Origin of the sequence: Enterobacter cloacae complex sp. SHL022 (assembly GCF_049237785.1) — a bacterium.
GTDB lineage: Bacteria > Pseudomonadota > Gammaproteobacteria > Enterobacterales > Enterobacteriaceae > Enterobacter > Enterobacter hormaechei_C.
The window spans coordinates 192785-219101 of record NZ_JBMKJH010000007.1 but is presented as its reverse complement, the minus strand read 5'-3'; the positions used below and the strand labels follow the sequence as shown (position 1 = coordinate 219101).

General features: G+C 59.4%; 24 protein-coding genes. 12 read left to right on the top strand and 12 right to left on the bottom strand.

The annotated features are described in order from the left end of the window. Positions 1-34 precede the first annotated feature (34 nt). The 8 genes from ivbL (at position 35) to ACOTZD_RS16025 (ending at position 8513) form a co-directional block, all read left to right on the top strand. A complete protein-coding gene (gene ivbL / locus ACOTZD_RS16060; RefSeq protein ID WP_057979964.1) occupies positions 35-133 on the top strand; it encodes an ilvB operon leader peptide IvbL in 99 nt (32 codons plus the stop codon). 229 nt (positions 134-362) lie between these two features. Further along, complete coding sequence (gene ilvB, locus ACOTZD_RS16055; RefSeq protein ID WP_003861056.1) at positions 363-2051, top strand: acetolactate synthase large subunit; 1689 nt, start codon at positions 363-365, stop codon at positions 2049-2051. Between the two features lie 3 nt (positions 2052-2054). Further along, the gene (gene ilvN, locus ACOTZD_RS16050) at positions 2055-2342 is read left to right on the top strand and encodes an acetolactate synthase small subunit (RefSeq protein WP_003861055.1); all 288 of its coding nucleotides are present in this window, start codon (positions 2055-2057) and stop codon (positions 2340-2342) included. A gap of 82 nt (positions 2343-2424) precedes the next feature. Beyond that, the gene (gene uhpA / locus ACOTZD_RS16045) at positions 2425-3018 is read left to right on the top strand and encodes a transcriptional regulator UhpA (RefSeq protein ID WP_003861054.1); all 594 of its coding nucleotides are present in this window, start codon (positions 2425-2427) and stop codon (positions 3016-3018) included. After that, positions 3015-4520, top strand: a complete 1506-nt coding sequence (uhpB, locus tag ACOTZD_RS16040) for a signal transduction histidine-protein kinase/phosphatase UhpB (RefSeq protein ID WP_174402160.1) — start codon at positions 3015-3017, stop codon at positions 4518-4520. Before uhpA ends, uhpB begins: the two co-directional genes overlap by 4 nt. Beyond that, entirely contained in the window at positions 4513-5823 is a 1311-nt protein-coding gene (locus tag ACOTZD_RS16035) for an MFS transporter (RefSeq protein WP_003861050.1), read from the top strand. The genes uhpB and ACOTZD_RS16035 overlap by 8 nt, the downstream gene beginning before the upstream one ends. Before the next feature lie 132 nt (positions 5824-5955). After that, positions 5956-7347, top strand: a complete 1392-nt coding sequence (uhpT, locus tag ACOTZD_RS16030; protein WP_023315092.1) for a hexose-6-phosphate:phosphate antiporter — start codon at positions 5956-5958, stop codon at positions 7345-7347. A gap of 161 nt (positions 7348-7508) precedes the next feature. After that, on the top strand, positions 7509-8513 hold the full coding sequence (locus tag ACOTZD_RS16025) for an alpha/beta fold hydrolase (protein WP_023315093.1): 1005 nt from the start codon (positions 7509-7511) through the stop codon (positions 8511-8513). Here the strand turns inward: ACOTZD_RS16025 and ACOTZD_RS16020 are convergent. Next, positions 8501-9403 (bottom strand): LysR family transcriptional regulator, encoded by a 903-nt coding sequence (locus ACOTZD_RS16020; RefSeq protein ID WP_023323928.1) that lies wholly within the window; start codon positions 9401-9403, stop codon positions 8501-8503. The two genes, ACOTZD_RS16025 and ACOTZD_RS16020, sit on opposite strands and share 13 nt — an antisense overlap. A gap of 99 nt (positions 9404-9502) precedes the next feature. On the opposite strand from ACOTZD_RS16020, the gene ACOTZD_RS16015 reads away from it, so the two are divergent. The 3 genes from ACOTZD_RS16015 to nepI all read left to right on the top strand — a co-directional run bounded on the left by ACOTZD_RS16015 (position 9503) and on the right by nepI (position 11836). Continuing rightward, entirely contained in the window at positions 9503-9955 is a 453-nt protein-coding gene (locus ACOTZD_RS16015; protein ID WP_003861042.1) for a DUF1198 domain-containing protein, read from the top strand. Positions 9956-10052: 97 nt separating this feature from the next. Further along, positions 10053-10580: an SRPBCC domain-containing protein gene (locus ACOTZD_RS16010; protein WP_003861040.1), complete on the top strand. Its 528-nt coding sequence runs from the start codon at positions 10053-10055 to the stop codon at positions 10578-10580. 65 nt (positions 10581-10645) lie between these two features. Next, a complete protein-coding gene (gene nepI, locus ACOTZD_RS16005) occupies positions 10646-11836 on the top strand; it encodes a purine ribonucleoside efflux pump NepI (RefSeq protein WP_032665654.1) in 1191 nt (396 codons plus the stop codon). Positions 11837-11884: 48 nt separating this feature from the next. On the opposite strand, the gene ACOTZD_RS16000 is transcribed toward nepI, so the two are convergent. The 6 genes from ACOTZD_RS16000 to ACOTZD_RS15975 all read right to left on the bottom strand — a co-directional run bounded on the left by ACOTZD_RS16000 (position 11885) and on the right by ACOTZD_RS15975 (position 17809). After that, on the bottom strand, positions 11885-12790 hold the full coding sequence (locus ACOTZD_RS16000) for an EamA family transporter (RefSeq protein WP_023315096.1): 906 nt from the start codon (positions 12788-12790) through the stop codon (positions 11885-11887). Between the two features lie 144 nt (positions 12791-12934). Continuing rightward, positions 12935-14314, bottom strand: a complete 1380-nt coding sequence (locus tag ACOTZD_RS15995; RefSeq protein WP_022650103.1) for a carbohydrate porin — start codon at positions 14312-14314, stop codon at positions 12935-12937. A gap of 138 nt (positions 14315-14452) precedes the next feature. Then, complete coding sequence (locus tag ACOTZD_RS15990) at positions 14453-14755, bottom strand: PTS lactose/cellobiose transporter subunit IIA (RefSeq protein ID WP_014168006.1); 303 nt, start codon at positions 14753-14755, stop codon at positions 14453-14455. A gap of 5 nt (positions 14756-14760) precedes the next feature. Continuing rightward, a complete protein-coding gene (locus ACOTZD_RS15985; protein ID WP_171853998.1) occupies positions 14761-16137 on the bottom strand; it encodes a glycoside hydrolase family 1 protein in 1377 nt (458 codons plus the stop codon). Between the two features lie 17 nt (positions 16138-16154). After that, the gene (locus tag ACOTZD_RS15980; protein WP_023293713.1) at positions 16155-17483 is read right to left on the bottom strand and encodes a PTS sugar transporter subunit IIC; all 1329 of its coding nucleotides are present in this window, start codon (positions 17481-17483) and stop codon (positions 16155-16157) included. A gap of 11 nt (positions 17484-17494) precedes the next feature. Continuing rightward, positions 17495-17809: a PTS sugar transporter subunit IIB gene (locus ACOTZD_RS15975; protein WP_008500132.1), complete on the bottom strand. Its 315-nt coding sequence runs from the start codon at positions 17807-17809 to the stop codon at positions 17495-17497. A gap of 293 nt (positions 17810-18102) precedes the next feature. Here ACOTZD_RS15975 and ACOTZD_RS15970 point away from each other — a divergent pair, with 293 nt between their 5' ends. Further along, positions 18103-19053, top strand: a complete 951-nt coding sequence (locus ACOTZD_RS15970; RefSeq protein ID WP_003861033.1) for a LacI family DNA-binding transcriptional regulator — start codon at positions 18103-18105, stop codon at positions 19051-19053. A gap of 48 nt (positions 19054-19101) precedes the next feature. Here ACOTZD_RS15970 and ACOTZD_RS15965 read toward each other — a convergent pair whose 3' ends face one another. The 5 genes from ACOTZD_RS15965 to ACOTZD_RS15945 all read right to left on the bottom strand — a co-directional run bounded on the left by ACOTZD_RS15965 (position 19102) and on the right by ACOTZD_RS15945 (position 26283). Continuing rightward, entirely contained in the window at positions 19102-19398 is a 297-nt protein-coding gene (locus ACOTZD_RS15965) for a YicS family protein (protein ID WP_003861030.1), read from the bottom strand. An 82-nt stretch (positions 19399-19480) separates the two neighbouring features. Then, positions 19481-20638 (bottom strand): multidrug effflux MFS transporter, encoded by a 1158-nt coding sequence (locus ACOTZD_RS15960; protein ID WP_023315099.1) that lies wholly within the window; start codon positions 20636-20638, stop codon positions 19481-19483. Positions 20639-20687: 49 nt separating this feature from the next. Next, positions 20688-22052 carry an efflux transporter outer membrane subunit gene (locus ACOTZD_RS15955; protein ID WP_023323933.1) on the bottom strand — a complete coding sequence of 455 codons (1365 nt, stop codon included), beginning with the start codon at positions 22050-22052 and terminating at the stop codon, positions 20688-20690. Beyond that, a complete protein-coding gene (locus ACOTZD_RS15950; protein ID WP_022650107.1) occupies positions 22052-25162 on the bottom strand; it encodes an efflux RND transporter permease subunit in 3111 nt (1036 codons plus the stop codon). Before ACOTZD_RS15950 ends, ACOTZD_RS15955 begins: the two co-directional genes overlap by 1 nt. Continuing rightward, complete coding sequence (locus tag ACOTZD_RS15945; RefSeq protein WP_023315101.1) at positions 25162-26283, bottom strand: efflux RND transporter periplasmic adaptor subunit; 1122 nt, start codon at positions 26281-26283, stop codon at positions 25162-25164. Before ACOTZD_RS15945 ends, ACOTZD_RS15950 begins: the two co-directional genes overlap by 1 nt. Between the last annotated feature and the right edge of the window lie 34 nt (positions 26284-26317).

The window sequence follows — 26317 nt, the reverse complement described above, 5'->3', positions numbered from 1 at the left end:
AAATTCAATCAATGATTCCAAACACAGGTCCCCAATGACTTCATCCATCTTCACTTCGACCCTACTAAAAACTGCGCAACCTGCCGCAGTGGTCGTCGTGCGTGTGGTGGTGGTCGTCGGCAATGCGCCGTAGGGACTGGATCAACACACGAATCCAAAACCCCGCCGGCGCAAACCGGGCGGGGTTTTTCGTTTAGGACCCCTCCCGGATACGCTAAGTAGTTCGGGTTGCAGGAAGGCGGCAAGTGAGCGAATCCCCAGGAGCGTACATAGGTACGTGACTGGGGTGAGGGAACGCAGCCAACGCATTTGCAACCTGAACTACGACGCGTAAAGCTGGCTCAGAAGAAAAGGACTGGAGCATGGCAAGTTCGGGCACAACATCCACCAAGACGCGTTTTACAGGCGCGCAGCTGATTGTTCATTTACTGGAACGACAGGGCATCACCACCGTTGCGGGCATCCCGGGTGGGACCGTACTGCCGCTGTATGATGCGTTAAGCCAAAGCACACAGATCCGCCACGTGCTGGCGCGCCACGAGCAGGGCGCAGGCTTTATCGCCCAGGGCATGGCGCGTACCCAGGGTAAACCAGCGGTCTGTATGGCCTGTAGCGGGCCGGGCGCCACTAACCTGGTGACCGCCATCGCCGACGCGCGTCTCGACTCCATTCCGCTGATCTGCATTACCGGCCAGGTGCCGTCCTCGATGATCGGCACCGATGCGTTCCAGGAAGTCGATACCTACGGCATCTCTATCCCCATCACCAAACATAACTATTTAGTTCGCGATATCAGCGAGCTGCCTCAGGTTATCAGCGATGCGTTCCGCATCGCGCAGTCTGGCCGCCCGGGCCCGGTGTGGATAGACATTCCTAAGGATGTCCAGACCGCAGAGATCGAGATCGACATTCTGCCGGAGCCGGGCGAGCGTGCCCCCGCGCCGGAGTTCAGCGCTGAGAGCGTGCGCGATGCGGCGGCAATGATCAACGCCGCCAAACGCCCGGTGCTGTATCTGGGCGGCGGGGCGATCAACGCCGCGGATGAAATCCGCCAGTTTGCGGAAAAAGCCAACCTGCCGACCACCATGACCCTGATGGCGCTGGGTATGCTGCCCAAAGCGCATCCATTGTCTTTAGGGATGCTGGGCATGCACGGCGCGCGCAGCACCAACTACATCCTGCAAGAGGCGGATTTGCTGATAGTTATGGGGGCGCGTTTTGATGACCGGGCGATTGGCAAAACCGAGCAGTTCTGCCCGAACGCCAAAATCATTCACGTGGATATCGACCGCGCCGAGCTGGGTAAAATCAAGCAGCCGCACGTGGCGATCCAGGGCGACGTGGCCGAGGTGCTGGCGCAGCTGATCCCGCAGACGGTGGCAACCGACCGCGCCGACTGGCGCCAGCTGGTGGCCGATCTGCAACGCGAGTTCCCGGGCGCTATCCCAACCGAGGGCGACCCGCTGAGCCACTATGGTCTTATCAACGCTGTTGCCGCCTGCGTGGATGACAGCGCGATTATCACCACCGACGTCGGCCAGCATCAGATGTGGACTGCCCAGGCGTATCCGCTGAACCGCCCGCGCCAGTGGCTGACCTCCGGCGGCCTTGGCACCATGGGCTTCGGCCTGCCCGCAGCGGTTGGCGCGGCGCTCGCCAACCCGGACCGTAAGGTGATCTGCTTCTCCGGTGACGGCAGCCTGATGATGAATATTCAGGAGATGGCGACGGCGGCCGAAAACCAGTTAGACGTCAAAATCATTCTGATGAACAACGAGGCGCTGGGTCTGGTACACCAGCAGCAGAGCCTGTTCTATAAGCAGGGCGTGTTTGCGGCGACCTATCCGGGGATGATCAACTTCATGCAGATTGCCGCTGGTTTTGGCCTGCACACCTGCGATCTGAACGCCGAAGAAGATGCCCACGCGGCGTTGCAGGATGCGATTTCTCGCCCTGGCCCGGCGTTGATCCACGTGCGTATCGACCCTGAACAAAAAGTGTATCCGATGGTGCCGCCGGGTGCGGCCAATACTGAGATGGTGGGGGAATAAGCCATGCAGAAACAACATGATAACGTCATTCTGGAACTCACCGTCCGCAACCACCCTGGCGTCATGACCCACGTCTGCGGGCTGTTTGCCCGCCGGGCATTTAACGTGGAAGGCATTCTCTGCCTGCCGATTCAGGGCAGCGAGCACAGCCGCATCTGGCTACTGGTCAACGACGACCAGCGTCTGGAGCAGATGATAGCGCAGATCGACAAGCTGGAAGACGTCACCAACGTGGCGCGCAACCAGTCCGATCCCACCATGTTTAACAAAATTGCGGTGTTTTTCGAGTAAATCGCTTAAGGTAAGCGTCTTTCGCTCTTGTAGGCCGGATAAGCGCAGCGTCATCCGGCTTTTTCAGACCGCAGGAACACACATGACCACCATCGCCCTTATCGACGACCACCTTATCGTCCGCTCCGGCTTTGCCCAGCTTCTCAACCTCGAACCGGATTTCCAGGTCGTGGCCGAGTTTGGCTCCGGTCGCGAGGCGCTGGCGGGCCTGCCGGGACGCGGGGTGCAGGTCTGTATCTGCGACATTTCGATGCCGGATCTCTCCGGGCTGGAGCTGTTAAGCCAGCTGCCGAAAGGAATGGCGACCATTATGCTCTCGGTCCACGACAGCCCGGCGCTGGTCGAGCAGGCGCTCAACGCGGGGGCGCGCGGGTTCCTCTCAAAACGCTGTAGCCCGGATGAGCTGATCGCCGCCGTGCGCACCGTCTCCACCGGCGGCTGCTACCTGACGCCGGATATCGCCATCAAGCTGGCGGCGGGACGGCAGGATCCACTCACCAGACGCGAGCGTCAGGTGGCAGAGAAACTTGCCCAGGGCATGTCGGTGAAAGAGATTGCCGTAGAGCTGGGGTTGTCGCCAAAGACCGTTCACGTTCATCGCGCCAACCTGATGGAAAAACTCAACGTCAGTAACGATGTCGAGCTGGCGCGCCGTATGTTTGACAGCTGGCAATGATCTCCCTTTTTTCGCGGCTGATCGCCGTTGTCGCCAGCTTTTTTATCTTCTCCGCCGCGTGGTTCTGCCTGTGGAGTATCAGCCTGCATCTGGTGGAACGCCCGGAGTTGGCGGTGCTGCTGTTCCCCTTTGGCCTGCGTCTGGGGCTGATGCTGCAATGCCCGCGCGGCTACTGGCCGGTGCTGCTGGGCGCAGAGTGGCTGATGCTGATCTGGCTGGCGCAGGAAGTGGCGCTGGCGCATCTGCCGTTATTGATGACCGGAAGCCTGCTCACGCTTATCCCGGTCGCCCTGATTTCCCGCTACCGTCACCAGCGCGACTGGCGCACGCTGCTGCGTCAGGGGGCGGCGCTAATTGCCGCCGCGCTGTTGCAGTCCCTGCCGTGGGTGGGTGAAAAGGAGGTGCTTAACGCCCTGCTGCTGACCCTTACCGGCGGCCTGACGCTGGCCCCGACCTGCCTTGTGATCTGGCATTATCTTACAAGCACTGTCTGGCAGCCGCTCGGCCCGGCGCTGGTCTCCCAGCCGGTGAACTGGCGCGCCCGGCATCTCATCTGGTATCTGCTGCTGTTTGTGGTGAGCCTGTGGCTCCAGCTTGGTCTCCCCGCTGAATTATCACGCTTCACGCCGTTTTGTCTGGCGCTGCCGATCATCGCCCTTGCCTGGCACTACGGCTGGCAGGGCGCATTGATCGCCACGCTGATGAACGCCATCGCGCTGATTGCCAGCCAGACCTGGCACGATCATCCGGTAGATTTACTGCTTTCCCTGCTGGCCCAGAGCCTGACCGGGCTGCTGCTCGGCGCGGGCATACAGCGCCTGCGCGAGCTGAACCAGTCCCTGCAAAACGAGCTGGCGCGCAACCGCCGTCTGGCGGAGCGTCTGCTGGAGACGGAAGAGAGCGTGCGGCAAGAGGTTGCCCGCGAGCTGCACGACGACATCGGCCAGACCATCACCGCCATCCGTACCCAGGCGGGCATTGTTCAGCGCCTGGCGGCAGAAAACGCGGGCGTGAAGCAGGGCGGGGCGCATATCGAACAGCTTTCGCTGGGCGTCTATGATTCCGTTCGTCGCCTGTTAGGGCGGCTGCGCCCGCGCCAGCTTGACGATCTCTCCCTGGAGCAGGCGGTACGCTCCCTGATGCGCGAGATGGAGCTGGAAAGCCGCGGCATTGTCAGCCATCTCGACTGGCGAATTAACGAATCTGCGCTGAGCGAAGGCCAGCGCGTAACCCTGTTCCGCGTCTGTCAGGAGGGGCTGAACAATATCGTCAAACATGCCAGTGCCAGCGCGGTCACGATCCAGGGCTGGCAGCAGGACGAGCGCCTGATGCTGGTAATTGAAGACGACGGCTGCGGCCTGCCGCCGGGCTCCGGCCAGCAGGGCTTTGGCCTGGCGGGCATGCGCGAGCGCGTAAAGGCGCTTGGCGGCACGCTGAGCCTCTCCTGCACCCACGGGACGCGCGTCAGCGTCAGTTTGCCGTTAAGGACGCATCATGTTTAAAACCCCCGCCAGCGCCGCCCCGCTAAGCAACAAAGCGGAAATCGACTCCCGCTACCGCTACTGGCGTCGCCATATCCTGATTACCATCTGGCTCGGCTACGCGCTGTTCTACTTTACCCGCAAAAGCTTCAACGCCGCCGCGCCGGAGATCCTCGCGAGCGGCGTGATGACCCGCACCGACATCGGCCTGCTGGCGACGCTGTTTTACATCACCTACGGCCTGTCGAAGTTCTTCTCCGGCATCGTCAGCGATCGCTCCAACGCGCGTTATTTTATGGGCGTCGGGCTGATCGCCACCGGCGTGGTGAATATTCTGTTTGGCTTCTCCACCTCGCTCTGGGCCTTCGCCCTGCTGTGGGCGCTGAACGCCTTTTTCCAGGGCTGGGGCGCGCCGGTCTGCGCCCGCCTGCTGACCGCCTGGTACTCACGCAACGAGCGCGGCGGCTGGTGGGCGATATGGAACACCGCGCATAACGTCGGCGGGGCGCTGATCCCGATGGTGGTGGGTGCCGCGGCGCTGCACTACGGCTGGCGCGCGGGGATGATGATTGCCGGTGGCCTGGCGATTGTCGCCGGGCTGTTCCTCTGCTGGCGCCTGCGCGACAGGCCGCAAACCGTCGGCCTTCCACCGGTGGGCGACTGGCGGCACGACGAGATGGAGATCGCCCAGCAGCAGGAAGGGGCCGGGCTGTCCCGCCAGGAGATCCTCACCAAATACGTGCTGAAAAACCCCTACATCTGGCTGCTGTCGCTCTGCTACGTGCTGGTCTACGTGGTGCGCGCGGCCATCAACGACTGGGGCAACCTGTACATGTCCGAGACGCTCGGCGTGGATCTGGTGACCGCCAACTCGGCGGTGACGATGTTCGAGCTGGGCGGGTTTATCGGCGCGCTGGTGGCGGGCTGGGGCTCGGACAAGCTGTTCAACGGTAACCGCGGCCCGATGAACCTGATTTTTGCCGCCGGGATCTTGCTCTCCGTCGGCTCACTATGGTTGATGCCGTTCGCCAGCTACGTGATGCAGGCGGCGTGCTTCTTCACCATCGGATTTTTCGTCTTTGGCCCGCAGATGCTGATCGGCATGGCGGCGGCGGAGTGCTCCCACAAAGAGGCGGCCGGCGCGGCGACGGGCTTTGTCGGGCTGTTTGCCTACCTTGGCGCATCGCTCTCCGGCTGGCCGCTGGCGCGGGTGATCGACATCTGGCACTGGAGCGGGTTCTTCGCGGTGATCGCCATCGCGGCGGGCATCTCCGCCCTGCTTTTACTGCCGTTTTTGCACGCGCAGGCGCCGCGCGAAGCGTGACGCGCCTCACCTTTTGCTGCCGAGACGCGCAAAACTAAGAAATTTTCCCGGTTTCACCTGGACGCTGTCTCAGGCATCTCTCCTGGCTGGTTTTTACAATGCTGCAAAAATCAGCTCAGGAGTAAACCAACCATGCTGGCCTTCTTAAACCAGGTGCGCAAGCCGACCCTGGATCTGCCGCTCGACGTGCGGCGCAAGATGTGGTTCAAACCGTTCATGCAGTCTTATCTGGTGGTCTTCATCGGCTACCTGACCATGTATCTGATCCGCAAAAACTTTAACATCGCGCAGAACGACATGATCTCGACCTACGGGCTGAGCATGACCCAACTGGGGATGATTGGCCTGGGCTTTTCCATCACCTACGGCGTGGGGAAAACGGTTGTGTCCTACTACGCGGACGGCAAAAACACCAAGCAGTTCCTGCCGTTTATGCTGATCCTCTCCGCTATCTGTATGCTCGGCTTCAGCGCCAGCATGGGCGCGGGCTCCGTCAGCCTGTTCCTGATGATCGCCTTCTACGCCCTGAGCGGTTTTTTCCAGAGTACCGGCGGGTCGTGCAGCTATTCCACCATTACCAAATGGACCCCACGCCGCAAGCGTGGTTCCTACCTCGGCATGTGGAACATCTCCCACAACCTCGGCGGAGCGGGCGCGGCTGGCGTGGCGCTGTTTGGCGCAAACTACCTGTTCGACGGCCATGTGATCGGCATGTTTATCTTCCCGTCGATTATCGCCCTGATCGTCGGCTTTATCGGCCTTCGCTACGGCAGCGACTCCCCGGAATCGTACGGCCTCGGCAAAGCCGAAGAGCTGTTCGGCGAGGAGATCAGCGAAGAGGACAAAGAGACCGAAGAGAACGAGATGACCAAATGGCAGATCTTTGTTGAGTACGTGCTGAAAAACAAAGTGATTTGGCTGCTGTGCTTCTCGAACATCTTCCTGTACGTGGTGCGTATCGGTATCGACCAGTGGTCCACCGTGTATGCCTTCCAGGAGTTGAAGCTCTCGAAAGAGGTGGCGATTCAGGGCTTTACCCTGTTTGAAGTGGGCGCGCTGGTCGGCACGCTGCTGTGGGGCTGGCTCTCCGACCTCGCCAACGGCCGTCGCGCGCTGGTGGCCTGCATCGCGCTGGCGTTGATTATCGCCACCCTCGGCGTCTACCAGCACGCCAGCAACCAGTACGTTTACCTCGCATCCCTGTTCGCGCTCGGCTTCCTGGTGTTCGGTCCGCAGCTGCTGATCGGCGTGGCGGCAGTGGGCTTCGTACCGAAAAAAGCGATCGGCGCCGCCGATGGGATTAAAGGCACCTTCGCCTACCTGATCGGCGACAGCTTCGCCAAGCTGGGCCTGGGGATGATCGCCGACGGCACGCCGATTTTCGGCCTCACCGGCTGGGCGGGCACCTTCGCGGCGCTGGATGCGGCAGCGATCGGCTGTATCGTCCTGATGGCGATGGTCGCGGTGCTGGAAGAACGTAAAATTCGCCGTGAGAATCGTGCGCAGAAATTAAAAGTAGCCTGAGTGTGCAGGTAACTTCTTTGCCCGGTGTGTGATGCCGGGCTTTTTTATTTGTACGCCACACCTTTACCCCGCTTTACACACTCACCCTTCTCCATGCTCTACAGTGTTTTTGCTGCCGCCTTTCGTGCAGCCTTAGCCCCTTTTGCTAACGGAGAGCTTGCATGTTAACCCGACGATTGTCCTGCCTGGCGCTGCTGATGGCGCTGGCCTCCCCCGCAATGGCCGCGAATGCACCTACCTACGGCGAGAAGCTGGAAGGTTTTGACTACGGCTGGCCGGTAAAACACTTTACCTTTACCTCGCAGAACCAGCCTCTGGATATGGCTTACCTGGACGTGAAGCCGGAAAAACCCAACGGCCGCACCGTGGTGCTGATGCACGGCAAAAACTTCTGCGCCGGTACCTGGGACGGCACGATCCGCGCGCTTTCAGCCAGCGGGTATCGCGTGATCGCACCCGACCAGATTGGCTTCTGCAAATCCACCAAGCCGGAGCATTATCAGTACACCTTCCAGCAGCTGGCGGATAACACCCACGCGCTGCTGAAAACGCTGGGCGTCGATCGCGTCACGGTTATCGGCCATTCGACCGGCGGCATGCTGGCGACCCGCTACGCGCTGATGTGGCCGCAGCAGGTGGAGCAGCTGGTGATGGTGAACCCAATAGGGCTTGAAGACTGGAAAGCGCGCGGCGTGCCGCATATTACGGTCGACCAGTGGTACCAGCGTGAGCTGAAGGTCAGCGCCGACGGCATTCGTCAGTACGAGAAAAATACCTACTATGCCGGAGAGTGGAAGCCGGAATACGAACGCTGGGTGACCATGCTCGCCGGGCTGAACAACGGGCCGGGAAAAGAACGTGTGGCCTGGAACTCGGCGCTGCTCTACGACATGATCTACACCCAGCCGGTGATCTACGAATTTAGCGAACTCAGCATGCCGGTATTATTGATGATCGGCACGAAGGACAACACCGCCATCGGGAAAGATCTCGCCCCGCCTGAGATCCGCAAAACGCTCGGCAACTATGCGGTGCTGGGAAAGGAGACGGCGAAGCGCATCCCGCACGCTACGCTGGTGGAATTTAACGACATGGGCCACGCGCCGCAGATGCAGGATCCTGAGCGCTTCCACGAGGCGCTGCTTAAGGGGCTTCAGGCCCGCTGACTGGTTTGCAGCAACAGCCCGCGCAGCCACGCCTGCGCGGGATTGCGGTGCGTTCTGCCGTGCCAGGCCATGCTCTTGGTAAAGCCTGGCACTGGAACTGGCGTCTCGCAGATGAACATCCCCGTCTGATTTTCCGCGATGCGTGACGGCACGACGGCAATCATATCGCTGAGGGCCAGCACGTCCGGCAGAACCAAAAAGTGGCTCACCGAGAGCCCCACGTGCCGCGTCCGGCCAATTTTCTCCAGCGCGCTATCGGTTACCCCGCGAAAGCCGTCTCCCTCGTAAGAGACCAGCACATGCTCAAGGGCGCAAAATCGGTCTAACGTCATTGGCTCTCCGGCGTTTGGATGATCGGCGCGCATCATGCATACGTACCGTTCATCATAAAGCGCACGGCTGTGAAGCTCATCGGGCGTGGTGTGGGGGGTGATAAGCGCTACGTCAATAGCGCCCTGCTCAAGCTGGCTGACAAGGCTACCGGGGGTAACGGGCACCACGCGCACGCGTATGCCAGGCGCCTGTGTTTTAAGGGCGGCGATAAACGGCACAACAACCGCCCGAAGTGCATAATCCGTAGCGGCAAGAGTGAAGGTGAGGCGAGCGGTATTTGGGTCAAAGGCAACGGGCTGAAGCAGCACGTCGATATCCGCGAGAATGCGCTTCACCGGAGCGGCCAGCGCTTCCGCGCGCGTGGTTGGCACCATGCCGTGCGGGGCGCGGATAAAGAGCGGATCGTCGAAGTAGTCCCGCAGGCGGTTGAGCATGCCGCTCACGGCGGGCTGGGTCAGAGCAAGACGCGCCGCCGCGCGGGTGACGCTGCGTTCATCCAGCAGAGCGTCAAGCGTTTTCAGCAGGTTTAGATCCAGCGTGCGCAGATCCGCTTTCATGATGTTTTGCTACCTCTTTTCCGTTCACTATTATGGCGCTGCCCGCTGTCGACGCGTTGCGTTTCCCGCTATGATGGGCGGCTAGTCTAAGGAGAACGCATGGTCTGGATAATGCTGGCAACGCTTGCCGTGGTGTTTGTAGTTGGGTTTCGTGTCCTGACCTCGGATTCCCGCCGCGCCATCAAACGCTTGAGCGAACGGCTGGGTATCACCCCGATGCCGGTAGAATCGATGATCGACCAGTTCGGTAAAACGCCGGGCAATGAGTTTATCCGCTACCTTGAGCGCCCAGACGAAGCGCACCTGCAAAACGCCGCCCAGGTCCTGCTTATCTGGCAGGTCTGCATCGTCGACGGGAGCGAAGAGAATCTGCATACCTGGCACCGCATGCTGCGTAAAGCCCGCCTGGCCGCACCGATTACCGATGCGCAAATCCGCCTCGCGCTCGGCTTCATGCGCGAGATAGAGCCCGATCCGCAGGAGCTTGACGCCTTCCAGCTGCGCTATAACCAGCTTTTCCTCCCGGAAGAGGGCGTGTTTTATCTGCACTGATATCACGAAACGTGATGAAGAGTATAAAGCATCGTCATTAGATTTATATCTGCCGCAGGCGCACCATCACTTCATCCACTCGCTGATGAGGTGAACCATGAAACAATCCGCCATTATCTGGCCAAACGACTACCTGCCAGGCACAACCGATAACTTTGCATCCAACGAAATCATCGTCGCCGGGCTGAGCGCAAAAGAGATTTGGGCGCAGCTTAACGACACTACCCTGTGGCCGAACTACTACAGCAACGCCGAAGATATTCGTTTTCACGACGGCAGCGGTCCGGAACTGAGCGCCAACGCCCGCTTCCGCTTTACGACCTTTGGCTTCCCGGTTGAGGCGCAGGTCACGGAGTATGTTCCGCCCGTTGACGGCGAAGCCGCACGGATCGCCTGGCACGGCTGGGTGGAGGGCGATGCCAGCTCGCGTCTGGATGTGATCCACGCCTGGCTGTTTGAAGACTTGCCGGGAAACCGCGTCCGTATTCTGACTCAGGAGTCGCAGAAAGGCGTTCCTGCACAGGAACTTGCTCGCACCGTGCCGAATCCGATGATCAACGGGCACCAGGAGTGGATCGTTGGGCTGGCGAATGCAGCGATGCAAGAAAAGTTGTCGAAACGTTAAATTCGTCACACTTTTGATGATAAACTGCGCGACTTTTCCGCACGTTTTTATCTTCAGGTGATGCCATGACAGAACATACCCAGCCCACGACCACACCGCAGCCCAAAGAGGTGTCGCGCCCCAACTGGTCGGCGGTTTTCTCCGTGGCGTTTTGCGTCGCCTGCCTGATCACCGTCGAGTTCCTGCCGGTGAGCCTGCTGACGCCGATGGCGCAGGATCTGGGCATTTCCGAGGGCGTGGCGGGGCAGTCCGTTACCGTCACCGCGTTTGTGGCGATGTTCGCCAGCCTGTTTATCACTCAGGCGATCGGCACCATCGACCGTCGCAAGGTGGTTATTCTGTTCAGCGTGCTGCTGACGCTCTCCTGCCTGCTGGTCTCTTTCGCTGAAAGCTTCACCCTGCTGCTGCTCGGCCGTGCCTGCCTGGGGCTGGGATTAGGCGGCTTCTGGGCGATGTCCGCCTCGCTGACCATGCGCCTGGTGCCCGCGCGGACGGTGCCAAAAGCGCTTTCCGTTATCTTCGGTGCGGTCTCTATCGCGCTGGTGATTGCCGCGCCGCTGGGCAGCTTCCTCGGCGGGATTATTGGCTGGCGTAACGTCTTTAACGCGGCGGCGGTGATGGGCGTGCTGTGCATTATCTGGGTGTGGAAGGCGCTGCCGTCCCTGCCGGGTGAGGCGGCGCACCACAAACAGAACATGTTCGCGCTGCTGAAACGTCCGGGCGTGCTGGCGGGGATGACCGCCATCTTCATGGCCTTTGCCGGGCAGTTTGCCTTCTTTACCTATATTCGCCCGGTGTATATGACCATGGCGGGCTTTGACGTGGACGGCCTGACGCTGGTGCTCCTGAGCTTCGGTATCGCCAGCTTTGTCGGCACCTCACTGTCGTCTCAGTTCCTGAAGCGCTCCCTGAAGGTGGCGCTGGCGGGTGCCCCGCTGGTGCTGGCGATCAGCGCCGCGGTGCTGGTGTTGTGGGGTAGCGATAAGTGGGTGGCTTCGGCGATCGCGATTATCTGGGGCTTTGCCTTTGCGCTGGTGCCGGTGGGCTGGTCGACGTGGATCACCCGCTCGCTTGCCGATCAGGCGGAAAAAGCCGGGTCGATTCAGGTAGCGGTGATCCAGCTGGCGAACACCTGCGGCGCGGCGGTGGGCGGCGTAGCGCTCGACCATCTGGGGCTGACGTCACCGCTGGTGATTTCCGGCACGCTGATGCTGCTGACGGCGCTGCTGGTGGCGGGGAAGGTTAAGGCGAAGTAGTGCTTTTCTCCCTCTCCCGTGGGAGAGGGTTGGGGTGAGGGCATCAGGCTACGCCGATGCCTTAACCCTTCTGCGTGAATCCATCGAAATCAACACCACCGACGACACAATCAACAGCGTCCCCAGCCAGTCCGGCAGGGTGAATGCCACCCCCAGCAACACCACCGACAGCAGCGCGCTGCTCAGCGGTTCGGCGCAGCTCAGAATGCTCGCTTTCGGCCCGCCGATCATCTGTGCGCCTTTCAGATACAGGCTGAACGTCAGCGCGGTGCCAATCACCACCAGGTAGAAAAACGCCAGCAGCAGGCCGCCGTCGATCACGAAGGTGGTGCCGCGTCCGGCGTAGAACGGCGTCAGCATTAATCCCGCAATCAACATACTCCAGCCGACAATCGGCAGCGTGCCGTAGCGGGCAATCAGCGTCGATGGATAGGTGGTGTAAAACGCCGCAGCAAACGCTGAGGCGATACCGAAGAACAGCGCGGCAGGCGAGATGGAGAGCGACGTCGGGTCGCCGTGGGTGACCAGCAGGAAGGTACCCACAAGCGACGTGAAAATCGCGGATAAGACAAATATGCCGGGACGCGTTTTCCGCGCCAGCGCAAACCATGCCACGATAATGGTCGGCGACAGAAACTGGAGCACGGTGGCCGTCGCAGCGTTGGATTTTTCAATCGTCAGCAGGAAGGTGAGCTGCACGGTGAGCGCGCCAACCAGCGAGAAAAACAGCAGGCTGAGGGCGTCTTTGCGGTTTTTGATGACCGAGAAAATCTTGTCGCCGTGAACGAAGGAGAGCGTCAACAGGATCACGCCGGTAAACAGCAGACGAACCATGGTCAGGTAAGGCGAAGAAATGTGGCTTTTCTCCATGATGTACTGCGCGCAAACCCCGGAACTGCCCCATAAAACGGCGGCGATCAGGACGTTGAGCATCCCTTTGCGTGTGGAACCCATGTTCTCCCCTGTTATGTTGTCGTTAATTCGGTCAACAGCATAGCATGGTTGTGTGCGGCCTGATGCCCTCACCCCGGCCCTCTCCCACGGGGAGAGGGAGCGAACACTAAAAACGGCAACTTTCGTTGCCGTTTTGCTTTTACTTTAGAACCACGCCTCCCACATCGCGCCGACGTTGAAGTCGTCCAGCGTCTCATCTTTGGTGTTGTTCACGCGCGCGGTGCGTTCGTTATCCACCTTGCCGCCGGTCACGTAGAAGCGCAGCATCGGGCGGAACTCCGGCCCCATGGCGATAGACATGTTCTGCGACAGGGTCAGCTTCCAGCCCTTGTTGTCGCCGCCGTTGTCGTAATCCACGTGCTGCCAGCCCGCTTCCAGCCAGGTGGAGTGAACGTCGTTCCACCAGTGCATCGGGCGCACGATGGCATTGTAGTTCTTGCGGTTGTCGGTCTTATCGCGGCTATTGTCGTAATCGTGGAAGGCGAGGATGTACTCCACCTGCGTCGCCTGGGTGAATTTGTACAGCCCTTCGAAGCTGGCGTAGACCGTGGTCAGGTCTTCGGTTTTATTGAACACGCTGTTGTCCGAATTATCGGAGTAGCGGGCGATCACCTTGTTCACGCCGCTGTCGTTTGTGTGGCTCAGCACCACGCCACCCTGCCAGGCGTTAAGACGCTCGTCGCTCTCTACCGCTTTTGAATCAAAGCCGTAGTTGGCGTACAGCTCCAGATCCAGCGGACCGAGCTTCATGCCGTGGATTTTAGAGGTGGCCGCGTAGTTACCTTTGTCGCCCGTGCCGGACCCGCCGGTACAGGTGATGCGTGACGGGTTCGCTTCGTCTTCCATCACTTCCGGGCTACAGGATTCCACTGCCGCCACGGCAGCGACGTCAAACTGCACGCCGCCGATATCGAAGTTCTTCACCCCGGCGCCCTGGCCGTCGTGGTTCATCCAGAAGTAATCGTTGATACCCTGCTGCGGACGCTGGTGGAAGTCGCGACCGGCCCAGAAATAGGCGTTCGGGTTGGAGGCCATAATGTTGGTCACCCCCGCGTAGGCCTTTTTCAGGTTAACTTCGTCGCCCCAGTGGTCGATCATCACGTTGATGTCCCAGATGGCGCCGTTTTCGCCCTTGAAAGCTTTGGAGAGCTGGAACTCGCCGCCGTTGCCTTCGTTACCCAGACGACCGATCGCGGACGCGCCGTTGTAGGAGCCATCGACAGCCACGTATTTCTGATCGGCAGCCTGGAAGTGCGCGCCGTAGCGGGCGTAGCCGGTAAATTTAACCCCGAACGGGATCGCCATATCCGGGGATTGCGCCGCGCTCTGCGGCTCGGTCACCACGTCCGCTTTTTTCGCGACCGCCGCATCCATTTTAGCCTGACGCTCGGCCAGGGCTTTATCCACCGCTTTCGCCACAATGGCGTCGATTTGCTCCTGAGTGAATTCCTGAGCGAGGACGGAAATTGGGCAAAGCGCGGCGATAACCGCCATGGTTAATGGAAGTTTTTTAATCGTATTCATGGTTATCTCAATATAGTTTAATTTTATTCAGACAATAACCATCCCGCTCCGATCTGACAGAATATGTCGCTATCATCAGAACAAGTGGATTTCTAGTTTTAGGTACAGAGGTATTACATTAAATTATTTCGCCATAGACTATCTCTGATATAAATGAATAATCTCTTCAGATAATTCACGCGCTAATAGCGAATTCATTAAATGATCCTGCGCGTGCACCATAATTAATGTCATCGGCTGGCGGGCTTCGCCCGCGTCCTGCTCAATCAGTTTGGTCTGCATCTTGTGCGCCTGGCGCGCGTAGCCGTCGGCTTCGCGCAGCAGGCTTTTGGCCTCGTCAAGGTTGCCCTGGCGCGCCGCGTGCAGGGCTTCAAAGCACAGGCTGCGGGACTGCCCGGCGTTGACGATAATTTCCATTACGGCTTCTTCTAGTGCGATCATTATCTTTACTCTTTATCAAAACTATTATTTAAGGCGGTGGCGGCAAACCACTCTCCGCTTTTTTTAATGGTGCGCTGCTGCGTCTCTACATCGAGCTGAATAAAACCGTAGCGGTTTTTATACGCATTACACCACGACCAGTTATCAATAAACGTCCACATATGGTAGCCAAGGCAATTGCAGCCTTCGCTAATACCTTTGTGCAGCCACGATAAATGCTCAGAAATAAAATCAATGCGGTATTGATCGTTAATCTGGCCATTTTCAATAAAACGTTGCTCGTTTTCGACGCCCATGCCGTTTTCAGAAATAAAGCAGCGGGGGTTGCCGTAATTGTCGCGCAGGTTAACCAGAATATCGTAAATACCCGGCTCGTAGATTTCCCAGCCGCGGTACGGGTTCATCTTGCGGCCCGGCATCTCGTAATTATCAAAGAACCACTCCGGCATAAACGGCGCCTGCGGGTTCACCGCGCTGTCGCGACACTTCACGCGACGCGGCTGATAGTAGTTAATGCCGAGCAGGTCGATTTTCCCTTCCGCAATCAGGAAACCGTCTTCCGGCTTGCAGGCGGGCAGCTGGTCGTAAGATTTCAGCAGCGCCACCAGATCGGCCGGGTATTCGCCGCGCAGGACCGGGTCGAGGAAGCTGCGGTTAAACATCAGATCCGCAACGTGCGCCGCCTTCACGTCTGCCGGGTTCTGCGAACGCGGATACGACGGCGTCAGGTTCAGCACGATGCCGATCTCCCCCGCGTAGTGCCCGGCGCGGTAGGCCTGAACCGCCTTCGCATGGGCCAGCACCGTGTGATACGCCACGGTGGCCGCCCGGCGGAAATCCACTACGTTGGGGTAGTGGAAGTCATACAGATAACCGCCTTCCACCGGCACGATCGGCTCGTTGAAGGTAAACCAGTGCAGCACGCGGTCGCCGAACAGCTCGAAGCATATCTGCGCATAGCGGGCGTAAGCGTCCACCACGTCGCGGTTTTCCCATCCGCCGATTTCCTGCATCGCCATCGGCATGTCGAAATGGAACAAGGTGATAAACGGCGTGATGCCCTGTTCATTCAGCTCATCAATAACCTGATTGTAAAAATCGACCGCGTCCGGGTTCACTTCACCGATACCGTCGGGGATCAGGCGCGCCCAGCTAATCGAGGTACGAAAGCTGTTGTGGTTCAGCTGTTTTAACAGCTGAATGTCCGTTTTCCAGTACTGATAAAACGTGGAGGTGTGCTGCGGCCCCACGCCGTTGTGAAAACGGTTCGGCTCGCGGGCAAACCAGTAGTCCCACGTGGTTTCACCCTCTCGTGTCCCTTCCGTCTGGAGAGCGGAGCTTGCGCTGCCCCACCAGAAGTTATCGGGAAATGCGTATTTCATGACCCTTCCTCTTTGACTTAATTGCTTGTGGCTTCAGCGGCACCCACGGTTGCAGCCTGGGCTTTCTGCTCTTCGTTTTTAATCAGCGTACGCTCATAGGCGCGCAGGAACGGCAGGTACATCAGCGCCGACATCACCATGCAGACGAGGCACATCACCACCGGGCTCAGCGCCCAGTTCGCCGCCCACGAGGCGCCAATCGGCGCGGGCGTGGTCCACGGGGTTAACGAAACCACCTGAGCCAGCCAGCCGAGTTTAGTTGCGCCGTACGCCAGGCAGGCGTTGACCAGCGGAACGAACACGAACGGGATAAACAGCATCGGGTTCATGATGATCGGCGCGCCGAACAGAATCGGTTCGTTGATGTTAAAGAAGCTTGGCACAACGCCCATTTTGCCGATGGTGCGCAGATGGGTAACGCGGCTACGCAGCAGGAGGAACGCCAGCGGCAGGGTCGAGCCTACGCCGCCAATCAGCAGGTAGTGATCCCAGAAACCTTGCAGATAAACGTGCGGCAGCGCCGCGCCCGCCGCCAGCGCCGCCTGGTTTGCAGAGAGGTTCGCCATCCAGAACGGGTTCATGATGCCGGTGACAATCAGCGAGCCGTGGATACCCGCGAACCAGAAGATCTGGCACAGCAGCACGGAGAGCAGAATCGCGGGCAGGGAGTCAGACGCCGACACCAGCGGCTCCAGCAGGTGCATGATCGCCTGCGGGATAATCATGCCGGTCTGCGCTTCAATGAACAGGTTCAGCGGGTGCAGCGTCCCGATCACCACCATCACCGGGATCAGGATCTCAAACGAACGCGCCACGCCGGTCGGCACCTCTTTCGGCAGGCGGATGGTGACGTTGTTCTGCTTCAGCCACGCGTACACGCGGGTGGAGTAGATCGCGGTGATAAGCGCAGTGAAGATCCCCTGGCCGGAGAGATACTGGGTCGAAATTTTGCCATCGGCATAGGGTGCTGCGACCAGCAGGAAGGCCATAAAGGCCAGCAGGCCGGACATCACCGGATCGAGGTTAAACTGACGCCCCAGGCTCGCCCCAATCCCCACCGAGATGAAGAAGGTCATCACGCCCATGCTGAGGTTAAACGGCAGCATCAGCTGTTCGCGGTAGGTCTGGGAGAAATCCAGCCAGCCGCGGGCGAAGCTGTTGGTGGTATCCGCCGAGAACGGCGGGAAGATGAACACCAGCATAAACGAGCCGATGATCATAAACGGTAGCGCGGCGGTAAAGCCGTCGCGGATGGCAATCACATACTTTTGCTGACCCAGCTTTGCGGCCAGCGGGGTAATTGATTGCTCAATCACCGCAACCATGGATTGATATAACGAACTCATGTGAACACCTTTTAGTGTGCCGCTTCGATGAGCGACAGAGCAAAGTCCAGTACTTTATCGCCACGCTGCATGCCGTAGTCCATCATGTCGATGGGCTGCACCGGAATGCCATGCGTCGCCGCCTTGTCTGAGAGTGTCTGTAACATGTATTTCACTTGCGGTCCGAGAAGTACCACCTGGTATTGCGGAAACTGCGTATCAAATTCGGAAACACCGTACGCATCAATCTTCACCGGCAAACCACGTTCTTTCGCGACATCGACCATTTTGCTGACCAACAGGCTGGTGGACATCCCGGCAGAGCAGCACAGCATAATCTTGAACATCGACAACCATCCTCTAAATGTAAAAAGTTATTGCGAGGATGATTGGACATTATACGGAAACCGGTTTCCATTCATAAAAGACAGAACTGTGACAACCATCAAGATCCAATACTTATGAGGCTAATTAACCGGATGTGGGTCACATAATTTGGCTGTTTTGGCATCAATTTGAGTGGAAACGGAAAATCGGTTTCCATGGAAAACGGAAACGGATATACTCCGTTCTGGCTATAATGTGAGCCGTAGCGGTGATGGAAATTACAGACGCCAGTTGCGTCTGACAGGGGAGAGAGATGTCTACAATCAACGATGTATCGCGTCTGGCCGGGGTGTCCAAAGCCACGGTATCACGGGTGTTGAGCGGGTCGCGTGGCGTTAAAGAAGCCAGCCGCCAGGCTGTTCTGAAAGCGGTGGACGAGCTGAACTATCGTCCCAACGTGATCGCCCAGTCGCTGCTCAGCCAGTCGACGGGCTGCATTGGGGTGATTTGCGCGCAGGAAAACATTAACCAGACCACCGGTTACCTGTACGCGCTGGAAAAACACCTCAGCCAGCATCAAAAACATCTGCTGCTGCGTTTCGCACACACGAAAACAGAAGTGATGAACGCCCTTGAAGAACTCTCCTGCGGCTTATGTGATGACATTCTGGTGATTGGCGCGCGTTTCCCGCTGGACGTGGACATGGACAACGTGATTCTGGTCGACTGTATGGAAGCCGATAACGCCAACAGCATTCAGTTCGATCACGCGTTCGCGGCTGAAACAGCCTGCAACTATCTCACCAGCCAGGGGCGTCGCCAGATAGCGCTCATCCACCCGCACGGCAGCGGCTTTGCCGATCAGGTGCTGCTGGGCTACAAACACGCGCTGGAGAAAAACTTCCTGCCCTTTAATCGCAACCTCGTGTTTATGGACGCAACTTCATCGTCCGTTGCGCTTCAGGAATTACTCAACAACGCGTCCACGCTGAACTTCAACGCGCTGCTGGTGGCGGATGAGCAGGAAGCCCAGCGGGTGATCCCGCAGTTACAGGCGTTTAATAAATCGGTACCGGAAGACATCATGGTCTTTAGCCTCGGCGGTTCGCTGCATCTGCCGGGTATTCCGGTGATCCCGGCCATTGAGTATTCCATGGACGCCATGGCGGCGCGCATCGTGAGCTGGCTGACAGAGAAAACGCAGATGCTCGGGTCCTACGTTCTGCGCGGGGATTTGATTATTCCGGATGTGCGGAAGCGTTAAACGTGTGATGTAGGCCGGGTAAGCGCGGCGCCACCCGGCGCTCAACCCTCAGTAATCTTCCATACAATCCACCTGACTGACTGCATCCCAGTAGGCGTCCAGGTTGTCACGCTTCACGGCGGTGATGGCGTTTTTGATCAGCAGCTGATTGGCCTCAGACGACAAAATCATCGCCTGCCAGGCCTTATCGCTCTGCTTTTTCTGCGGGGTACAGGTTTTCTTTACATCTTTCAGGACCTGCTGTTTTATCTGGGCCTCTTTCTCCGGAGCGCTCTTCTCCTGCGCGTGAACAAACGCAGCGAAAATCAGGCAAACGAGCAGGCAAACCAGGTGTGCAGATTTCATCGAAACCTCCTTTGAAAGTCACATGCTTCCCCTGAAATATATCGTTACATTCATCAACGCGATTCAAGCCAAAAGTATGAATTTACGCATTCTGCGTGCGGGATCCGATCGCCAGTGCAATGCCATAGCTTACTAACACCGCGAGACTCATTTTCAGCATCGTTTCTCCGCCGATACCCGCGAGAGGCGCTGCGATCCCGCCGAATAAAAACATCAGCATGCCCAGAATGGCTGACGCTGTGCCGGACTCCTTCGTGTCGACTGCGCTCATCGCTTCTGAACCCGCAATGGTGCTGATCCCGCTGTTAAATGCGACGGTGAAAAAGAGTGCAACCAGTGCCGGAACGGAAAGCTGCATCCACGCAAAGAGCAATGTCAGCCCCGCGCAGGACAACGCCAGAACGAGGCCTGTTCGCATCAATCTTTCCGCCAGATGGCGGCGTGCCAGACGGGAGAAAATCAGCGCTGAGACGATCAGGCCGATACCGTTCACACCGAACAGCAGGCTGAACTGCATGGCGCTCAGGCCATACTCGTTTTGCATCACAAAGGAGGATGCCCCGATATAGGCGAACAGCCCCGCCAGCATGAAGGCCTGGATCAGGCAGTAGCGCATAAAGCGACGATTTTTAAGTACCGTCCTGGCGGTTTGCGTCAGCGATCCCCTGCCCTGTTTCTCTGTGAGGGACTCGCGGATAAAAAGCTGGCTGGCGATCAGCAGCGCCAGACCCGCCCCTGCCATTACCCAGAACAGCATCCGCCAGTCGAAATGCGACGCGATATAGCCACCGAGTACCGGGGACACCACGGGCGCGATGCCGTTGACCGTCATCAGTAGGGCAAAAAACTGCGTTAGCATCGTGCCATGATAGTTATCGCGGGCGATGGAGCGGGCAAGTACGGAGCCGCCCGCCCCGGCAACGCCCTGCACAAATCGCCAGCCGATCAGGGCGTAAATATTCTGCGTGCTGGCGCAAAGCACTGAAGCCAGTACAAACAGCAAAAGTGAGAACAGCAGCGGCGTTTTACGTCCGATGCGATCGCTTAGCGGGCCGAAAAAGAGTTGTCCCAGCCCCAGGCCAATCAGCGCCGAGGTGAGAGAAAGCTGCGTCAGCGTTGTGGATGTGTTGAGCTGGGTGGCGATCTCCGGCAGCGCCGGAAGATAAAAATCGGAACACAGCGGCCCGATCGCCGTCAGCAGGCCAAGGATGGCCGCGAAAGAAAAAGAGAGTTTTGCCATAGGTATTTACTCTGATGGCCGGGCAACGTTGCGCCGCCCGGCAGTGATGTTACTGTATCCCGCCGCCCAGCGACTGCCACAGCGTGATGCGGTTTTCCAGGTCGGTTTGCTGCAAGGCAATCAGTGATTCCTGCGCCGACCACAGCGACCGCTGCGCGGTGAGCACCGTCAGATAATCGCCCGCGCCAGCCTTGTAACTGCGCGTCGCCACATCCAGCGTTTTTTGCTCCGCCGCCACGTATTCACGCTGGGCATCAAGCTGTTCACTCAACGTTTCGCGCCGGGCCAGCGCGTCGGCCACGTCCTTGAACGCGCTCTGGATGGTTTTCTCATAGGTCGCAATTAACCCTTTTTTCTCGGCTTCCGCATAGCGCAGCTGCGCCATATTGTTGCCGCCGCTGAACAGCGGCAGGGTGATGGAAGGTGCAAACGACCAGACCTTCATCCCGTGGCTGAACAGGGACGACAGCGAATCGCTGCCGACGCCCGCGCTGGCGGTGAGCGAGATGGTCGGGAAGAAGTTGGCGCGCGCCGCGCCGATGTTGGCGTTGGCGCTCAGCAGGTTGTGTTCCGCCTCCTGAATGTCCGGACGACGCAGCAGCGCGCTGGAGCTAACGCCCGCCGGGATCAGCGTGATGGCGTTGTCGCTCAGGCTCTCCAGCGTGCCGGGTAGCAGGTTCTCGGGCACCGTATCGCCCGCCAGCAGGTTGAGAGCGTTTTTGTCCTGCATCACCAGCGTCTGGTAGCTCGCCACGCTGGCGCGCGCCTGCTGGTAAACCGCCATCGCTTCACTGACGTCCGTTGCCGCTGCCACGCCTACTTCCTGCTGGCGCTTCACAATCTTGAGTGAGTTTGCGGCGCTCTCCAGGGTGGACTTCGCCAGCGCCAGATTGCTGTTATCCGCCGCCAGCGTCACCCAGGCCGTGGTCAGCTCGCTGACCATCGTCAGGCGCGTGTTCTGCGCGGTGAATTCGCTGGCAAGCCAGGTTTCACGCGCGGCACGCGACAGGCTCTGGTTGCGGCCAAACAGATCCAGTTCGAAGCTGGAGACCGCGCCGTTGGCTTCGTCACTTGTCGCGACACCGCTCGCCAGCGTGCGGCTGCGGGTGTGGCTCAGTTCCGCGTCCACCGTCGGGAACAGGGACGAGCGCGTTTCGCCATACTGGGCACGGGCGGCGTCGATATCCGCAATCGCTTTTTGCACGTCGCGGTTGCTGTTGAGCGCCATCGTCACCACGCTTTTCAACCGCGCATCATTCATCACCTGCTGCCACTGGCTCACCACGGCGTTGGCTTCGCCATGGGCGCCCGGCAACGTCGTCGGGACGGGGGCGTCCGGGCGCTGATACGTGGGATCTAATGACACACAGCCCGCGCTCAGCAGCGCTAACGTTAATACGGTTACACGAAACATTATGACCTCCGGTTTGCGTGCTTACCGGAGAACAGACGTTTCACCAGTACAAAGAATAAAGGAACAAAGAAGATGGCCAGCAGCGTCGCGGCCAGCGTCCCGCCGATAATACCGGTACCGATCGCCACGCGGCTGTTGGCCCCGGCGCCGGTGGCAATCGCCAGCGGCGTCACGCCTGCGATAAACGCCAGCGAGGTCATGATGATCGGACGCAGACGCGTCTGGGCGGCCCGCAGGGCGGCGCGCGTCAGGGAGTAGCCTTCGGCCACTTTGGCTTCGGCAAACTCGACAATCAGAATGGCGTTCTTCGACGACAGACCGATGGTGGTCAGCAGCGCCACCTGGAAATAGACGTCGTTGTTCAGGCCGCGCAGGGAGGCGGCAACCGCCGCGCCCAGCACCCCTAGCGGGATCACCATGATGACCGAAATCGGTACTGACCAGCTCTCATACAGCGCTGCCAGGCACAGGAACACCACCAGGATCGAGAGGGCATAAAGGCTCATCGCCTGGCCGCTCGCCAGTTTTTCCTGCAACGACAAACCGCTCCACGCCCATGTGCTGCCGGACGGCAGGCTGTTTGCCAACTGCTCCATTTTGCTCATCGCCGTGCCGGAGCTGGCGCCACTGGCGTTTTCGCCCTGAATCTCATACGCCGCCGAGCCGTTGTAGCGCACCAGGCTTTCCGGGCCGTACTCCCAGCGGGTGGTGGCGAAGGCGGAGAACGGTGTCATGGTGCTGTCGCTGCCGCGCACATACCACTTGTTGAGATCCGACGGCACGGCGCGATAGTCGCTGTCGCCCTGGATGTAGACCTTTTTCACGCGGCCGCGATCGATAAAGTCGTTCACGTAGGTCCCGCCCCAGGCGCTGGAGAGGGTGTCGGTGACGTCGCTCAGGGACAGCCCCAGCGACACGGCTTTGTTGTTATCGATATCCACCTGAAGCTGCGGCATCTGCGGCAGATCGTTGGCGCGCACGGCGTGCAGCGAGTTGTCCTGGTTGGCTTCGCCAATCAGCTGGTTACGCAGTTTCAGCAGCGCGTCGCGGTCGGTGCCGCCGCTGGCCATCAGCTCAAAGGTAAAGCCGTTGCTCTGGCCTAAACCATCCACCGCCGGGGGCGTCATGGCGAAAATTGTGGCATCCCGAATGGTGCTCAGCTCCTGCGTGGCGCGCAGGGCAATGGCCTGGGCGGTATTCTCATCGCCTTTGCGCTCTGACCAGTTTTTCAGGGAGACGAACGCCATCCCGGCGTTCTGGCCGCTGCCGCTGAAGCTGAAGCCTTCAATGGTGAAGATCACGTCGGTATTGGCTTTCTCTTTGGTGAGGAACCACTCGCGTACCTGGCGGCTTACCTCGGCGGTACGCACCGCGGTTGCGCCGGCAGGCAGGGTGTACTGCACCATGATTTCACCCTGGTCTTCGGTTGGCAGGAAGCTGCCCGGCAGTTTTAGCATGGCGAACCCCATCGCGCCGCAGAGCAGGGCGTAGATCACCAGCATGCCACCGGAACGGCGCAGGGCGCGCAGCACCTTGTTCTGATAGCTGTGCTCGGTCTTACTGTAGAAGCGGTTAAACGCGCCGAAGAAGCCCTTTTTGTGCGGAGCGGTGTGATTCAGGATCGAGCCGCACAGCGCGGGCGTCAGGGTCAGCGCCACCACCACGGAGAGGAACATCGCCGAAATAATGGTGACCGAGAACTGGCGGTAAATGACCCCGGTAGAGCCGCCGAAGAAGGCCATCGGCAGGAATACCGCAGAGAGCACCAGCGCAATGGCGATCAGCGCGCCGGAAATTTCGCCCATCGATTTTTCGGTCGCTTCCCGGGCGGGCAGCCCTTCGTCGCGCATAATACGCTCGACGTTTTCCACCACCACGATGGCGTCATCCACCAAAAGCCCTATCGCCAGCACCATCGCAAATAGCGTCAGGGTGTTGATGGAGTAACCGAACAGCGCCAGCACGCCGAAGGTGCCCAGCAGCACCACCGGCACCGCCAGCGCCGGGATCAGCGTCGCACGGATGTTTTGCAGGAACAGGTACATCACCACCACCACGAGGATAATGGCTTCGAACAGGGTCTGAATCACGTCCTCAACGGAGATCTTGATGAACTCGGTGCTGTCTTTCGGGTAGGCCACGTCGTAGCCTTCCGGCATCGACTTTTTGAACTCGGCGATCTTATCTTTTACCGCCGTGGCGGTGTTAAGCGCGTTGGCGCCCGGTGAGAGCATCACCGCCATACCCGCCGCCGGGTGGCCGTTCAGCTTCGCGGTGGCGGTGTAATCTTCGCTGCCCATCTCCACGCGCGCGACGTCGCTGATGCGCACCACCGCACCGTTGGACTGGCTCTTGACGATGATCTTTTTGAACTCATCGACCGTTTGCAGACGCGACTGAGCGCGGACGGTGGCGGTCAGCTGTTGGGCGTTCGACGAGGGCAGCGCGCCGATTTTACCGGCGGAAACCTGCACGTTCTGCGCTTCAATCGCGCTCTGCACGTCGGAGGGCATCAGCGAGTACGACGCCAGCTTCGCCGGGTCGAGCCAGATGCGCATCGCGTATTCTGCACCGAACACCTGTAGGCTACCGACGCCATCCACGCGCGCCAGCGGATCCTGCATATTACTCACCAGCCAGTCGGCGATATCCGAGCTGCTGGCGGTGTCGGTTTTGTCATATACGCCCATGATCAGCAGGAAGTTGCTCTGGGATTTTTCGACGGTGATCCCGGACTGCTGCACCTCGGTCGGCAGGCGCGATTCTGCCTGCTGGACTTTATTCTGCACCTGTACCTGAGCGGTGTCCGGATCGGTTCCCTGTTCAAACGTGACGTTAATGCTCACCGACCCGTCCGAGCTGCTGGTGGAGGTGAAGTAGAGCAGGTTATCCAGCCCGGTGAGCTGCTGCTCGATCACCTGCGTCACGCTGTTCTCCAGCGTTTGTGCGGAGGCGCCGGTGTAGGTGGCGGATATTTTGATCGACGGCGGGGCAACGTCCGGGTACTGCGCAACGGGCAGCGTGCGGATCGCCAGTATCCCGGCGAGCATGATGAGAATGGCGATAACCCAGGCAAAGACCGGGCGACGCACGAAGAAACGGGAAAACATCAGGCGTTTCCTCCGTTGGTTTTCATCTCTTCAGCTTTCACTTCCTGCCCGGCGGTGACTTTGTCGGTGCCTTCCACAATCAGCTTATCGCCAGCCTTCAAACCGCTCAGCACCAGCCATTTGTCGCCGTAAGTGTCACCCGTCTCCAGCTGACGCTGTTCGACCTTGTTGCTGGCGTTCACCACCAGCGCGGTGGCGGTGCCTTTGGCGTCGCGAGTGATGCCCTGCTGCGGGGCGAGGATCGCGTCATTCATGATGCCTTCATCCACTCTGGCGCGGACGAACATGCCCGGCAGAAGCTGATGCTGCGGGTTCGGGAAGACGGCGCGCAGGGTAACTGAGCCGGTAGACTCATCCACCGCCACTTCGGTTAACGCCAGATGGCCTTTTTCGCTGTAGCTGCTGCCGTCTTCGAGGATCAACGACACGTTCAGCGTATCGCTGTTGCTGGCGAGGGTTTGCTTGCGTAAACGCAGCAGATCGGCGCTGGAACGGGTTAAATCGACGTACATACTGTCCAGCCCGCGAATGGTGGCCAGCGCGGTATCCTGCTGGGCGGTCACCAGCGCGCCGGGGGTCACAGAGGAGATGCCGATACGTCCGGCAATCGGCGCGGTGACGGTGGTCCAGTTGAGGTTAATGCGGGCGCTTTCCAGCGCGGCTTTCTTTGACTCGACGCTGGCCTTGTCCTGCGCGCAGGTGGACTTCGCGTCTTCCGCATCCTGACGTGATACGCCGTCGTCCTTCACCAGCTGCGCATAGCGTCGGGCTTTCTGGCAGTCGGCCTGCACCAGCGCCTGCGCCTGTTTCAGTGCGGCGGCAGCTTCATTATAAGCGGCGCGGTAGCTGGAAGGATCGATCTGATACAGCGCCTGCCCGGCCTTGACCGTATCGCCTTCGGTGAACAGGCGCTTCTGGATAATGCCACCTACCTGGGGGCGCACTTCGGCGCTCATTGCGGCGGCGGTGCGGCCGGTCAGCTCGCTGACGACGGACACCGGCTGGCTCATGAGTGTGACAATCCCCACTTCCGGAAGAGGACGTTGAGGAGCAGATGTTTGCGCATTATCGCACCCTGTCAGGAGGAGTAATGCTGCGATGGAGGTTGTTATGGTTTTCATAATCTTTTTCCAGGGTGAACGAAGCCTGCCCTGT